Consider the following 13,977-nt stretch of genomic DNA (forward strand, 5'->3'; position numbering starts at 1 on the left):
ACACAACCAACACATTATTATATATATGAGAAAAACATTCTTTATCGGGACGCTGAGCCTCTTCCTGCTCGGCGCCTGCAACAGCCAACATCACGAAGAGCATGACGAGCATGACCACGCTACCGAGCAACACGACCATGCCGCCGAAGGAGCCGGGCACGAAGGCCACAACCATGAGACAGAGACGCACGAAAGTGGTAACGAAATCGTACTGACACCGGAAAAGGCAAAGGCTGCCGGCGTGGTAGTGAACGAAATACAACCCGGCACTTTCCACCAGGTCATCAAGACCAGCGGACAGGTGCTGGCCGCACAAGGTGACGAACGGGTGGCCGTGGCAACGGTGGCCGGCGTGGTATCGTTCAAGAACCAGGTGATAGAAGGGATGAGCGTCAGCCAGGGGATGCCGCTGGTGGTGCTCTCGTCACGCCACATGGCCGAAGGAGACCCCGTACAGAAGGCCCGCGTGGCCTACGAAGTGGCCAAGAAAGAGTACGAGCGCATGGCCGCGCTGGTGGGCGACAAAATCGTATCGGAGAAAGAGTTTGCCCAAGCCCAACAGACGTATGAGAATGCCCGCATCAGCTACGAGGCCGTGGCTAAGAACCAGACAGAGAACGGGCAGGTGGTGACCTCACCCATCGGAGGGTATGTGAAGAGCCTGCTGGTGAAGGAAGGCGACTACGTGTCGGTCGGTCAGCCGCTGGTGAGCATTACGCAGAACAAACGGCTGTTCCTGCGGGCTGACGTGTCGGAGAAATATTACAAAGACCTGGGAAGCATCGTGTCGGCCCATTTCCGGACTCCCTACAATGACGAAGTATATGACCTGAAGAAGTTAAACGGTCGACTGCTATCCTACGGCAAAGCATCGGGAGAACAAGGATATTACATCCCCGTGACTTTCGAGTTCGACAACCGGGGAGGCGTAGTGCCCGGCTCGTTCGTGGAAATCTTCCTGTTGTCGCAATCCATGGAAGGGGTGCTGGCGGTGCCGGAATCGGCTTTGACCGAGGAACAGGGCAGCTTCTTTGTCTACCGGCAGGTGGACGAGGAGTGCTACGAGAAGCAACGGGTCATCGTGGGAGCCGACGATGGGGAACAGGTGCAGATACTCTCGGGCATACGGGCGGGCGACCGCATCGTGACGCAGGGAGCCTACCAGGTGAAACTGGCCTCGGCCTCGAACGCAATACCGGCCCACACACACGAACACTAACTATAATGATTAATGGTAAATGGTTAATGGTTAATAAGGGACGGACTTGTCGTCCATACCATTAATCATTAACCACTAACCATTAACCATTAACCACTAACCATTAACCACTAACCATTAACCACTAACCATTAACCACTAACCATTAACCATTAACCATTAACCATTAACCATTACCTACATGCTGAACAGAATCATACACTATTCCCTGCACAACCGCATCCTGGTGCTGGTAGCATCGGTGCTGTTGCTGGTAGGGGGAACTTATACGGCGATGCATACGGAAGTGGATGTCTTCCCCGACCTGAATGCGCCGACCGTGGTCATCATGACCGAAGCGAACGGAATGGCCACCGAGGAGGTGGAGCAACTGGTAACCTTCCCCATCGAGACGGCTGTCAACGGGGCGACGGGCGTGCGGCGCGTGCGCTCGTCGAGCACCAACGGCTTCTCGGTGGTGTGGGTAGAATTTGACTGGGACACGGACATCTACCTGGCGCGGCAAATCGTGAGCGAGAAGCTGGCGGTGGTGAACGAGTCGCTGCCGCCCAACGTGGGACGCCCGACGCTGGGCCCGCAATCGTCTATTCTGGGCGAGATGATGATCGTGGGATTGACGGCGGACTCGACCTCGATGATTGACCTACGCACACTGGCCGACTGGACCATCCGCCCGCGCCTGCTGTCGACCGGGGGCGTGGCACAGGTGGCCGTGCTGGGAGGCGACATCAAGGAGTATCAGATACAGCTTGACCCAGAACGGATGCGGCACTACGGCGTGACGCTGACGGAGGTGCTGGAGGCGACGCGGGGCATGAATGTGAATGCCAACGGCGGGGTGCTGTATCAGTATGGCAACGAGTACATCGTGCGCGGGCTGCTGGCCACGACGGACGCCGCCGAGATGGGCAGGAGCGTGGTGCGCAGCCAGGGGCCGCAGGGAGCACCGCTGCTGCTGGAGGACATTGCCGACGTGCGCATCGGGGCGAAGCTGCCCAAGCTGGGCACGGCCTCGGAGAAGGGGCGTCCGGCGGTGCTGCTGACGGTGACGAAACAACCGGACACCAGCACGCTGGAGCTGACCGACAAACTGGAGGCGGCCCTCCATGACCTGCAGAAGAACCTGCCGGCTGACGTGCACGTCAGCACCGACATCTTCCGCCAGAGCCGCTTCATCGAAAGCTCTATCGGCAACGTGAAGAAGTCGTTGGTCGAGGGCGGACTGTTCGTCGTGGTCGTCCTCTTCATCTTCCTGGCCAATGCCCGCACGACGGTCATCTCGCTCGTCACCCTGCCCTTGTCGCTGCTGGCCTCGCTGCTGGTTCTACACTACCTGGGACTGAGCATCAATACGATGAGCCTGGGCGGCATGGCCATCGCCATCGGGTCGCTGGTGGACGACGCCATTGTCGACGTGGAGAATGTCTACCGGCGCCTGCACGAGAACCGGCTGCTCCCTCCGGAGCGACGCCTGCCCATCAAAGAAGTCGTGTTCGAGGCATCGAAGGAAGTACGCCTGCCCATCCTCAACTCCACGCTCATCATCATGGTCAGCTTCCTGCCCCTCTTCTTCTTGAGCGGCATGGAGGGGCGTATGCTGGTGCCGCTGGGCATCGCCTTCATCACGGCCCTGGCTGCCTCTACGATAGTGGCCCTGACCGTCACGCCGGTGCTCTGCTCGCTGATGCTGAAGAATAAGGGCAAGCGGGAACGGGCTGAAGCCGACTCGCCTGTGGCCCGATGGCTGAAGAAGCACTACGAGCGCCTGCTCTTGCTCTCCTTGGGACACGGCCGCAAGATATTGGGCGTGACCGTCGTCCTCTTTCTGGTAGCCCTGGGCCTGTTCTTCACCCTGGGACGCTCGTTCCTGCCGCCCTTCAACGAAGGGTCGTTCACCATCAACGTCTCCTCGCTGCCCGGCATCTCGCTGGAAGAAAGTGACCGCATCGGGCGCCGCGCCGAAGAACTGCTGATGACCATCCCCGAGATACAGACCGTGGCGCGCAAGACGGGCCGCGCCGAGCTGGATGAACATGCCCTGGGCGTGAACGTCAGCGAGATAGAGGCTCCCTTCGAACTGGACGGCCGCAGCCGCGCCGAGCTGACGGCCGAGGTGCGCCGCAAGCTGTCGACCATCAGCGGGGCGAACATCGAGATAGGCCAGCCCATCAGCCACCGCATCGACGCCATGCTGAGCGGCACGCAGGCCAACATTGCCATCAAGCTCTTCGGCGACGACCTGAACCGCATGTTCCAACTGGGTAATGAGATAAAGCAGAAGATTCAGGACGTGCCCGGCGTGGCCGACCTCACCGTCGAGCAACAGATTGAACGCCCGCAGCTCACCATCCGTCCCCGCCGCGAGATGCTGGCCCGCTACGGCATCACCCTGCCTCAGTTCGCCGAGTTCGTCAACGCCTGCCTGGCCGGCGAAGCCGTCTCGCAAGTCTACGAGCAGGGCAAGAGCTTCGACCTCGTCGTCCGCGTGCGTCACGACCTGCACGACCGCATCGACGAAGTGCGCAACCTGATGATAGACACCGCCGACGGCCGGAAAGTCCCCCTGTCCTACGTGGCCGACATCCGCTCGTCCGCAGGCCCCAACACCATCAGCCGCGAGAATGTGAAACGCAAGATAGTCATCAGTGCCAATGTCGACGGGCGCGACCTGCGCTCGGTGGTCAACGACATTCAGGCACGCATCGACGAGAGCGTCCCCCTGCCCGAAGGCTACCACGTGGAGTACGGCGGCCAGTTCGAAAGCGAACAGGCAGCCAGCCGCACGCTGATGCTGACCTCTGTCGTGGCCATTGTTGTCATCTTCCTGCTGCTCTACCACCAGTTCCGCAGCGCCCGCGAGAGTGCCGTCATCCTCATCAACCTGCCCCTGGCACTGATAGGCGGCGTGTTCGCCCTGCTCCTCACCACGGGCGAAGTCAGCATACCGGCCGTCATCGGCTTCATCTCGCTCTTCGGCATCGCCACCCGCAACGGCATGCTGCTCATCAGCCACTACCGCCACTTGCAGGAGGTAGAAGGCTACAGCATCCGCGACAGCGTCATCCACGGCTCGCTCGACCGCCTCAACCCCATCCTCATGACCGCCCTCTGCTCGGCCCTGGCCCTCATCCCCCTGGCACTGGGCAGCGACCTGCCGGGCAACGAGATACAAAGCCCCATGGCCAAGGTCATCCTGGGCGGCCTGCTCACCTCGACTTTCCTCAACGGATTCATCATACCGATTGTCTACTTATTCATACATAAACAGAAACAATGAAACACATACTGATACTCGCTGTAGCCCTGGCTCTGACGGCCAAGGGGCACGCCCAGGAAGGCATGGAAGCCATCCTGCAACAAATCGCCCGAAACAACAAGGCGCTTCAGGCCAACACCCAGCTCATCGCCTCGCAGAAGCTGGAGAGCAAAGCCACCAACAACCTGGCCAACCCCACCCTGTCTTACTCGCACCTGTGGGACTCTGACGACAAGAACATCACCGTGGGCGAGCTGGTCATCTCGCAAAGCTTCGACTTCCCCAGCCTCTACGCCACCCGCAACCGCGTGAGCCGCCTGAAGAGCACCGCCCTCGACGCACAGTCGGCCGCCGTCCGCCAGCAAGTCCTGCTGCAAGCCCAACAGCTCTGCCTGGACATCGTGCTGCTGCACCAACAGCAACAACTGCTGGACGAACGCCTGAAGAATGCCGAAGAACTGGCACAGATGTATGCCGAACGACTGAAAACCGGAGACGCCAATGCCCTCGAAACCAACAAAATCAACCTGGAGCTGCTGAACGTGCGTACCGAGAGCCGCACCAACGCCACCACCCTGCAAAACAAGCTGAAGGAACTGACCGCCCTGAACGGCAACCTGCCCCTGGCCCCCGGACGACCGCAGCCCGAGCCTGCCATGCCCGGCCCCGAGGCACTGGGACTGACCGACTATACCCCCACTCCCCTGCCCGCCGACTTCACCCCGGTGCTGAACGAGCTGCTGGCCGCCGACCCTGCCCTGCAAGCCCTGCAACACGAAAGCGCCGCCGCCCGCAAGCAAGTCTCCGTAAGCAAACAGGGATGGCTGCCTCAACTGGAACTGGGCTACCGCCGCAATACCGAGACACGCCACCCGCTGAACGGCATCGTGGTAGGCTTCTCCTTCCCCCTCTTCGAGAACCGGCATCAGGTAAAGATGGCCAAGAGCCAGGCCCTCAACGTGGACTATCAGAAAGAAGACGCTCTCCTGCAAGCCTCATCGGCCTTGTGGCAACTCTACGACGAAGCACGCAGCCTCCAGCAATCCATCGACGAATACAACGACACCTTCGCCCGGCAACGCGACCTCTCGCTGCTGCGCAAGGCACTGGAAGGCGGCGAAATCAGCATGATAGAATATTTCGTGGAAGTGTCCGTGGTCTACCAGAGCAAAGCCAACCTGCTGCTGCTGGAGAACCAATACCAGAAGGTAATGGCACAGATGTACAAGAGCCGGCTTTAAGGCAGGCTCTTACGGATGCGCCATTCTGCCGGATAAAGGTTGTTCGCACGGTTGCCGATGTTCTTCACGAAACCTATGGGCAGCCCCTCGCAGGTCAGCAGCACAAAGCCACGGGGCGCATCTCCCGGCAAGACAATCGCCTCTCTGCGCAGATAGGCAAGCGCCTGCTCAGCCGATACTTCCACACGCTGAAAAGCATCAGGACGCAAGGCCGTGCTCATGGCCAAAGCATGGGTGGGCAACAGGTCGCGGCCTTTCACCTCGGCCAAAGGCACTCCTGCCTGCAAGAGATAAAGCGAATCGCGCAAACGTTGCAGCACCTCTTTATATAGAAGAGGGAAAGCGAACAGACCCGTGCCTTGAGGCATCAGCACATAAGAATCGGGGTCATGCAACCAATTGGCAGCCCTCGACATGATTTCCTTGGGAAGAAGCGGAAGACGGTCTTTAGTGCCGTTGCCACTCTTCCCCTTTTTATTCCCGCGCCGCCCAACCGGCGGTTGTTCCTCTTCCGCCTCAACCGGTTTCTGCAAGACTGACAGAAAGAAGCCTTCCCCCCGGGTTTTATGAGGCAGGAAACGATAAACCGGCAAATCCTCTCCTTCCAGCAAACAACCCGTGATTCCCCATTCTGAAGGAACAGGTACTGATACGGGACATGCTCCCCATTCATCACGCAACCAACGCACTTGCTCCTCATTCTCGGAAAGATTATACGTGCAAGTGCTATATATCAGCCATCCACCCGGCTTGAGACAAGGCCAAATATCTGCCAATATACGCCTCTGACGACGAGCACACATTTCCACAGCCTCCAAGCTCCAATCGTTCACAGCCCCGGCATCTTTACGAAACATCCCCTCACCCGAACAGGGAGCATCTACCAGAATCAAGTCGAACATTCCCACCAATGGAGAAAAATCAGCCGGGTCATTGTGAGTCACTACACTCCACGCATTTCCCCACTTCGTCAGATTTTCCGCCAAGACCTGCGCCCGTGCACGCATCACCTCATTAGACACCAGCAAACTACCTTCGGGCAAAGCATCGCAAGCCAAAGTAGACTTTCCTCCCGGAGCAGCACAAAGGTCCAGCATCACCACCGGACAGTCGCCCACACAATGCCGTAGCACATGCCACAGAAACATCGATGAAGCCTCTTGTACATAATACGCTCCCGCATGCAGCCGAGGGTCTAACGTAAACGAAGGTCTCTGAGAAAGATACCTGCCCTGCGGGCACCAAGGCACCCAAGCCTCCAAAGGGAACATCCCTTCCTGCACTTTGCGAAGGTTCATACGAATACTGACAGAGGCATCCCCCTGCAAAGCGTTGAAAAAAGCATCGGCATCGGCTTGTCCCAACAAGGAACGAAGCTGTGCTATAAAAGCGGCTGGTAGAATCATGGGCTACATTATATAATAATGCTGCAAATATAGGAGATGATTCTCACTTGTGCAACAATTACTCCCAACACGATGCCAGTCTTGCACATCCCTTACTTACCACAAGAACAAAGCCTTCACTTTAGGAAATAACCTGACAGATAAACGAGATTTTCCACTCCAAGAACATCAAACTTCACTATTTTACTAAAACATGCTCAACAACATATGAAATAATAAGTGTTTCTTTACACTTATTCAGTAATATTGCACCCGAAAAAAGGAAGAGACACATCCAACGTGTCATTCCACCAGGCCTGAATCGACAAGTATCATCTAAAACATAAAGAATCATGAACTGGAATTCACATCAATTCGTATGGCTCGACTGGGCCATTATCGCAGCCGGTATAGTCCTCGTAGCTTGGGCAGTCTGGCGAGAAGTACAGAAAGACAAACGCCTGCAAGGCAGCGAAACCAGCGGAGGGTACTTCCTGGGGAAAGGAGAACCCTGGTATGTATTGGGCGCCGCCATTTTTGCAGCCAACATAGGCTCGGAACACCTGGTCGGTCTGGCCGGTGCCGGAGCAAAAACAGGCCTTGGCATGGCCCACTGGGAAATGCAAGGATGGATGATTCTGGTATTGGGCTGGTTATTTGTACCTTTCTATCAGCATGCCGGAGTCTTCACCATGCCTGAATTTCTGAACCGCCGCTATACACGCAAGACCAGCTCCTGGTTGTCCATTATCACCCTCATCTCTTACATATTGACCAAAGTGAGCGTGACGGCTTTTACCGGCGGCATCTTCATGGAAAGCTTGTTAGGGCTTCCCTTCTGGTATGGCGCCATCGGTTTGATTGTGCTGACCGGGATATTCACTGTCTTTGGAGGAATGAAAGGAGTGATGACCCTCTCGAAGATACAGACACCCATTCTGATTATAGGTTCCTTTCTGGTGCTGTTTCTGGGGCTTTACACGTTGGGCGACGGAAGTATCGGCGGCGGATGGAACGCTATGCTGGAACATGCGCGTGGCCTGAACGAAGGGTATGGCACCAATCACCTGATGCACCTCGACAAGGCAGACCCACTTTACGGACAGTTCCCAGGATTTTGGGTTATTGCCGGATCGGCCATCATCGGTTTCTGGTACTGGTGTACCGACCAGCACATCGTACAACGTGTACTTGGCCAGCAAGAAGGTGAAAAAGCAGCCGACGTGATGCGCCGCGCCCGCCGAGGTACCATTGCTGCCGGTTATCTGAAAGTATTGCCCGTATTCATGTTCCTCATCCCGGGCATGATTGCTGCGGCCTTGGCAGCCAAGAGTGGCTCCGGCTTCGAAATGGGAAGCACAGACGAAGCGTTCGGCTCGATGGTGAAGTTTGTACTTCCTGCCGGTGTCAAAGGCATTGTTACGATAGGCTTCATCTCAGCTCTGGTAGCCTCGCTGGCAGCTTTCTTCAATTCCTGCGCCACCCTTTATACCGTAGACTTCTACAAACCGAAGCATCCGGACGCCAGCGAAGCACGGTTGGTATGGATTGGCCGTGCCGCCACATGGACTGTTGTATTGCTTGGGCTGGTATGGATACCCGTCATGATGGGTTTAGGCGGCCTCTACGAATACTTGCAGGACGTACAGTCGCTGCTGGCCCCCTCTATCGTCGCCGTGTTTGCTCTGGGCATTTTCACCAAAAGAATCACGCCCAAAGCAGGAGAAGTGGGCATTATCACCGGTTTCATCATTGGCATGGTACGACTGATCTGCAACATCTTCAAAGCAGATTTAAACAACATGACCGCCCTGAACGATGTGTTCGGCTGGTTCTGGAACACCAACTGGCTGGTATTTGAAATCTACCTGCTGGCTTTCATCATAGTGCTTATGGCTGTTGTCAGCATCTTCACCCGTCCGGCCGACGAAGAAAAGTTAAAAGGTATCACCTTCCTCACACAAAGTGAAGAGCAGAAGAAAGAGACACGCTCCAGTTGGAGCACAGTGGACATCATTGCCTCACTGGGCGTTGTCATCCTCTGCATAGCCTTCTATTGTTATTTCTGGTAAAGGCTATGAACGACTATTACAGTAAAAATCCCCGCTTCTACGTCGGCATCGACTGCATCATCTTCGGATTCGACAAGAAAAAGCTAAGCCTGCTGATACTGCAACGCAATTTTGAGCCAGCCAAAGGTGAGTGGTCGCTGATGGGAGGATTCGTGCAAGAAGGAGAAAGTGCCGACGAGGCAGCCAAACGTGTCTTGCAAGAACTGACCGGACTCAAGAGCGTATACATGGAACAAGTAGGAGCTTTCGGCGAGGTGCACCGCGACCCGGGCGAACGGGTTATCTCACTGGCCTACTATGCCCTGATAGACATCAACGCCTACGACCACGAGCTGGTGCACCAGCACAATGCACATTGGGTAGACGTCAACGAACTTCCGCACCTGATATTCGACCACAACCAGATGGTGGAAAAAGCCCGCAATGCCATGAAACAGAAAGCATCGTGTGCACCGATAGGCTTCAACCTGCTGCCGGAACTGTTTACACTTACCCAACTGCAGAACCTCTACGAAGCCATCTACGGAGAGTCCATCGACAAACGCAACTTCCGCAAACGTATTGCCGACATGGGATTCATTGAGAAAACAGATAAAATAGACAAGACTGGTTCCAAGAAGGGGGCTTATCTCTATAAATTCAACGACAAGGCCTACCGCAAGGATCCCAGATTCAAATTATAGGAGACTAAAAAGATATGTTAGAAGCACTGAAACAACAAGTATTCCATGCCAACCTCGAGCTGGTAAAACATGGATTGGTCATCTTCACCTGGGGCAATGTCTCGGCCATCGACCGGGAGAGCCGTTTGGTAGTCATCAAGCCCAGCGGCGTCTCTTATGACGAGATGAAAGCTGAAGACATGGTGGTGGTCGACCTGGAAGGCAATGTGGTAGAAGGCAACCTTCGTCCTTCCAGCGACACGCCCACGCACCTGGTGCTGTACAAAGCCTTTCCCGAAATCGGGGGCGTGGTACACACACACTCTACCTATGCCACAGCCTGGGCACAAGCTGGCATTGACTTGCCAAACATCGGCACCACGCATGCCGACTATTTCCACGAAGCTATCCCCTGTACGGCAGACATGAGCGAAGAAGAAGTGAAAGGAGACTATGAGCGGGAGACGGGCAATGTCATCGTAAGACGCTTTGCCCATATCAATCCTGTACACACTCCGGGCGTATTGGTGAAAAACCACGGCCCGTTTGCCTGGGGCAAGGACGCCCATGACGCTGTGCACAATGCGGTAGTCATGGAGCAGGTGGCCAAGATGGCATCCATTGCTTTCAGTATTAACCCACACCTGAGCATGAATCCCTGGCTGATAGAAAAACATTTCAGCCGCAAACACGGTCCCAATGCCTATTACGGACAAAAGAAATAGAACAACATTCACCTTTAATAAAAACAAAAAGCTATGAACACCTTATTTGACCAGTACGAAGTATGGTTCGTAACAGGAGCGCAGCTTCTGTATGGGGGCGATGCGGTCATCGCAGTAGACGCACACAGTAATGAAATGGTAGCCGGACTGAATGACGGCGGCAGACTTCCGATAAAGGTCGTATATAAAGGTACGGCCAACTCGTCGAAAGAAGTAGAAGCAGTCTTCAAGGCAGCCAATAACGACGAGAAGTGCGTCGGTGTCATCACCTGGATGCACACGTTCTCGCCCGCCAAGATGTGGATTCACGGCCTGCAACAGCTCAGGAAGCCCTTGCTGCACCTGCATACTCAATTCAACAAAGAGATTCCCTGGGAAACGATGGACATGGACTTTATGAACTTGAACCAGTCTGCCCACGGCGACCGAGAGTTCGGACACATCTGCACCCGCATGCGCATCCGCCGCAAAGTGGTGGTCGGTTACTGGAAAGATGAGGAGACCCAGCATAAAATAGCCGTGTGGATGCGTGTATGCGCCGCATGGGCCGATGCACAAGACATGCTCATCATCCGCTTCGGCGACCAAATGAACAACGTGGCCGTGACCGACGGCGACAAGGTAGAAGCCGAACAACGCATGGGATACCACGTAGACTACTGTCCGGTCAGCGAGCTGATGGAATACCACAGCCAGGTGAAAGACGAGGATGTCAAGGCGCTGGTGGACGAATATTTCCGCCTGTATGACCACGACACAGAACTGGAAGACAGCCGCACCACGGCTTACGAGAAAGTGTGGAACTCGGCCAAAGCGGAACTGGCTTTGCGCGCTATCCTGAAAGCCAAGGGCGCCAAGGGGTTCACGACCAACTTCGACGACTTGGGGCAGACCGACGGCAGCCATTTCGACCAGATTCCCGGCCTGGCATCCCAACGTCTGATGGCAGAGGGCTACGGATTCGGTGCCGAAGGTGACTGGAAATCGGCCGCTCTGTACCGCACCGTGTGGGTCATGAACCAGGGACTGACGGGTGGCTGCTCGTTCCTGGAAGACTATACACTGAACTTCAACGGCGAACGGAGTGCCATCCTCCAGGCTCACATGCTGGAAGTATGTCCGCTCATTGCTGCCCAAAAGCCTCGTCTGGAGGTGCACTTCCTGGGCATCGGAGTCCGCAAGAGTCAGACAGCCCGACTGGTATTTACCAGCAAAGTAGGAAAAGGTTGTACGGCTACGGTTGTCGACCTGGGGAACCGCTTCCGCCTGATTGTGAACGATGTAGAATGTATCGAACCGAAACCGTTGCCCAAACTGCCCGTGGCTTCGGCCTTGTGGATTCCGCAGCCCAACTTCGAAATCGGCGCAGGAGCCTGGATTCTGGCCGGAGGGACGCACCACTCTTGCTTCTCGTACGACCTTACGGCCGAATATTGGGAAGACTACGCCGAGATGGCAGGCATCGAAATGGTGCACATCAACCAGGCAACGACTATCAGTGAGTTCAAGAAAGAACTTCGCATAAACGAAGTCTACTATATGCTGAACAAAGCGTTATGCTAACTTTTTAACACAGGAATATCATGGACGACAAATATGTCATAGGGCTGGATTACGGCAGCGATTCGGCCCGGGCTCTGGTGGTCGGCGCGTCTTCGGGAAAGATATTGGCCACGTCGGTCAAATATTATCCTCGCTGGATGCAGGGCTTGTATTGCAATCCGCGTGCCAACCAGTGGCGCCAACATCCGAAAGATTACCTGGAAGTGCTGGAAAGCACTGTGAAAGAAGCATTGTCGCAATGTCCGCCCGACGTGCCTGCCAAAGTCGTAGGCATTGCCTTCGACACCACCGGCTCCACGCCCGCCTTTACCGACGAGAGCGGCATGCCGCTGGCCATGCGCCCCGAATTTGAAGACAATCCCAACGCCATGTTCATCTTGTGGAAAGACCACACGGCCGTGAAAGAGGCTGCGGAAATCAATGAGAAGTGCAAGGCCAACGACGTGGACTACTCGCAATACGAAGGCGGCATTTACTCCGCCGAGTGGTATTGGGCCAAAGCCATCCATGTGTTGCGTGAAGACCCTCTGGTGGCCGAAAAGGCTTATTCTATCGTTGAACACTGCGAGTGGTTGCCGGCCGTGCTGACGGGCGTGAAACATGCCAAAGACATTGTGCGCAGCCGCTGTGCCTGCGGACACAAAGCCATGTGGCACACCCAATGGGGCGGCTTGCCTCCGGAAGAGTTTCTGGTGAAACTCGACCCGAGACTGAAAGGATTCCGCGCCCGCCTGTTCGAACAGACGGAGACTGCCGACAAGCCCGTAGGCAAGCTTTGTCCGGAATGGGCGCAAAGACTGGGATTGAGCACGGACGTGGTGGTGGCCGGCGGAGCCTACGACTGCCACATGGGAGCCGTAGGAGCGGCCGTCACTCCGCACACGCTGGTGCGCGTCATCGGCACTTCGACGTGCGACATCATGGTGGCTTCGTATGAAGAGATGGGCAAACGGCTGATTCACGGCATCTGCGGACAGGTGGACGGTTCGGTCATCCCCGGCATGGTGGGTCTGGAAGCCGGACAGTCGGCTTTCGGCGACGTCTACGCCATGTTCTGCCGGATGCTCGAATTTCCTTTGCGACAGGTCCTTCCGGCTACGTCGCTGGCCGGCAAACTGTCGGCAGACGAGTTGCAGGCGGTCATTGACGAAGCGACGGGACGGCTCATCGGCGACCTGACGCGCGAGGCCGAGAAGATTCCGATGGAAGAAAGCACGCTCATCGCCACCGACTGGGTGAACGGACGCCGCACGCCCGACGCCAACCAACTGCTGAAAGGCACCATCGCCGGATTGACCTTGGGCACCACGGCCCCGCAGGTGTTCCGCGCCTTGGTGGAAGCCACGGCCTACGGCACGAAAGCCATCGTAGACCGCTTCACGCAGGAGGGTTGCCGCATCGACTCCATCATCGGCATTGGCGGCATTGCCCTGAAGAGCCCCTTTGTCATGCAGACCATGAGCGACGTCTTGGGCATGCCCATCAAGGTGTGCCACACCGACCAGGCCTGTGCCTTGGGAGCCGCCATGTTTGCCGCCACGGCCGCAGGTGTCTACCCCAGGGTGGAAGACGCCATCGAAGCCATGAACTCGGGCTTTTCCAAAGAATACCAGCCTGATGCGGCCCGGCACGAGGCTTACCAGCATCTGTATGACAAATACGTACGCCTGGGGCGGTTTACCGAACAGGAATTGTTCTGAAACCGACTGCCGGACCTACATTCATTGACGCACTGAAGCAGGCGGACTGCCGGGCAACCAACTCCCGGCGGTCCGCCTTTTCTTTCGCCCGTCGCCTCTTGCGGACAAAAGCCGCCGCCACTCCGAACACGAGCCGTCTTCCTTCCGAACAAGA

9 protein-coding genes are annotated in these 13,977 nt (G+C 56.3%); 8 read left to right on the forward strand and 1 reads right to left on the reverse strand.

The features are described 5' to 3' along the window. Positions 1-25: 25 nt before the first annotated feature. From M3090_RS05890 to M3090_RS05900, 3 genes are all read left to right on the forward strand, one after another. A complete protein-coding gene (locus M3090_RS05890) occupies positions 26-1,219 on the forward strand; it encodes an efflux RND transporter periplasmic adaptor subunit (RefSeq protein ID WP_249054519.1) in 1,194 nt (397 codons plus the stop codon). A gap of 181 nt (positions 1,220-1,400) precedes the next feature. Beyond that, positions 1,401-4,496 carry an efflux RND transporter permease subunit gene (locus M3090_RS05895; protein ID WP_249054520.1) on the forward strand — a complete coding sequence of 1,032 codons (3,096 nt, stop codon included), beginning with the start codon at positions 1,401-1,403 and terminating at the stop codon, positions 4,494-4,496. Beyond that, on the forward strand, positions 4,493-5,716 hold the full coding sequence (locus M3090_RS05900; protein WP_249054521.1) for a TolC family protein: 1,224 nt from the start codon (positions 4,493-4,495) through the stop codon (positions 5,714-5,716). Before M3090_RS05895 ends, M3090_RS05900 begins: the two co-directional genes overlap by 4 nt. On the opposite strand, the gene M3090_RS05905 is transcribed toward M3090_RS05900, so the two are convergent. Beyond that, positions 5,713-7,122 carry a methyltransferase RsmF C-terminal domain-like protein gene (locus M3090_RS05905; protein WP_249054523.1) on the reverse strand — a complete coding sequence of 470 codons (1,410 nt, stop codon included), beginning with the start codon at positions 7,120-7,122 and terminating at the stop codon, positions 5,713-5,715. The genes M3090_RS05900 and M3090_RS05905 overlap by 4 nt on opposite strands. A gap of 332 nt (positions 7,123-7,454) precedes the next feature. Between M3090_RS05905 and M3090_RS05910 the strand changes: the two genes are divergently transcribed. From M3090_RS05910 to M3090_RS05930, 5 genes are read left to right on the forward strand one after another with little or no spacing between them, the layout of a single operon-like run. Then, on the forward strand, positions 7,455-9,173 hold the full coding sequence (locus tag M3090_RS05910; RefSeq protein ID WP_249054524.1) for a sodium:solute symporter: 1,719 nt from the start codon (positions 7,455-7,457) through the stop codon (positions 9,171-9,173). A gap of 5 nt (positions 9,174-9,178) precedes the next feature. Continuing rightward, entirely contained in the window at positions 9,179-9,856 is a 678-nt protein-coding gene (locus M3090_RS05915; protein WP_249054525.1) for an NUDIX hydrolase, read from the forward strand. A 14-nt stretch (positions 9,857-9,870) separates the two neighbouring features. Beyond that, a complete protein-coding gene (locus M3090_RS05920) occupies positions 9,871-10,560 on the forward strand; it encodes an L-ribulose-5-phosphate 4-epimerase (protein WP_249054526.1) in 690 nt (229 codons plus the stop codon). Positions 10,561-10,593: 33 nt separating this feature from the next. Further along, on the forward strand, positions 10,594-12,123 hold the full coding sequence (gene araA, locus M3090_RS05925) for an L-arabinose isomerase (protein WP_249054527.1): 1,530 nt from the start codon (positions 10,594-10,596) through the stop codon (positions 12,121-12,123). Between the two features lie 20 nt (positions 12,124-12,143). After that, a complete protein-coding gene (locus tag M3090_RS05930; RefSeq protein ID WP_249054528.1) occupies positions 12,144-13,823 on the forward strand; it encodes a ribulokinase in 1,680 nt (559 codons plus the stop codon). Positions 13,824-13,977: the final 154 nt, after the last annotated feature.

The sequence above is a fragment of the Bacteroides sp. ET71 genome (assembly GCF_023336905.1).
Classification (GTDB): Bacteria; Bacteroidota; Bacteroidia; order Bacteroidales; family Bacteroidaceae; genus Bacteroides.

What these genes read in the sequence shown, in the direction of transcription:
- M3090_RS05890 (WP_249054519.1), top strand. Translation starts at nt 26, where the DNA reads ATGAGAAAAACATTCTTTATCGGGACGCTGAGCCTCTTCCTGCTCGGC.
- M3090_RS05895 (WP_249054520.1), top strand. Translation starts at nt 1,401, where the DNA reads ATGCTGAACAGAATCATACACTATTCCCTGCACAACCGCATCCTGGTG.
- M3090_RS05900 (WP_249054521.1), top strand. Translation starts at nt 4,493, where the DNA reads ATGAAACACATACTGATACTCGCTGTAGCCCTGGCTCTGACGGCCAAG.
- M3090_RS05905 (WP_249054523.1), bottom strand. Translation starts at nt 7,122, where the DNA reads ATGATTCTACCAGCCGCTTTTATAGCACAGCTTCGTTCCTTGTTGGGA.
- M3090_RS05910 (WP_249054524.1), top strand. Translation starts at nt 7,455, where the DNA reads ATGAACTGGAATTCACATCAATTCGTATGGCTCGACTGGGCCATTATC.
- M3090_RS05915 (WP_249054525.1), top strand. Translation starts at nt 9,179, where the DNA reads ATGAACGACTATTACAGTAAAAATCCCCGCTTCTACGTCGGCATCGAC.
- M3090_RS05920 (WP_249054526.1), top strand. Translation starts at nt 9,871, where the DNA reads ATGTTAGAAGCACTGAAACAACAAGTATTCCATGCCAACCTCGAGCTG.
- araA (WP_249054527.1), top strand. Translation starts at nt 10,594, where the DNA reads ATGAACACCTTATTTGACCAGTACGAAGTATGGTTCGTAACAGGAGCG.
- M3090_RS05930 (WP_249054528.1), top strand. Translation starts at nt 12,144, where the DNA reads ATGGACGACAAATATGTCATAGGGCTGGATTACGGCAGCGATTCGGCC.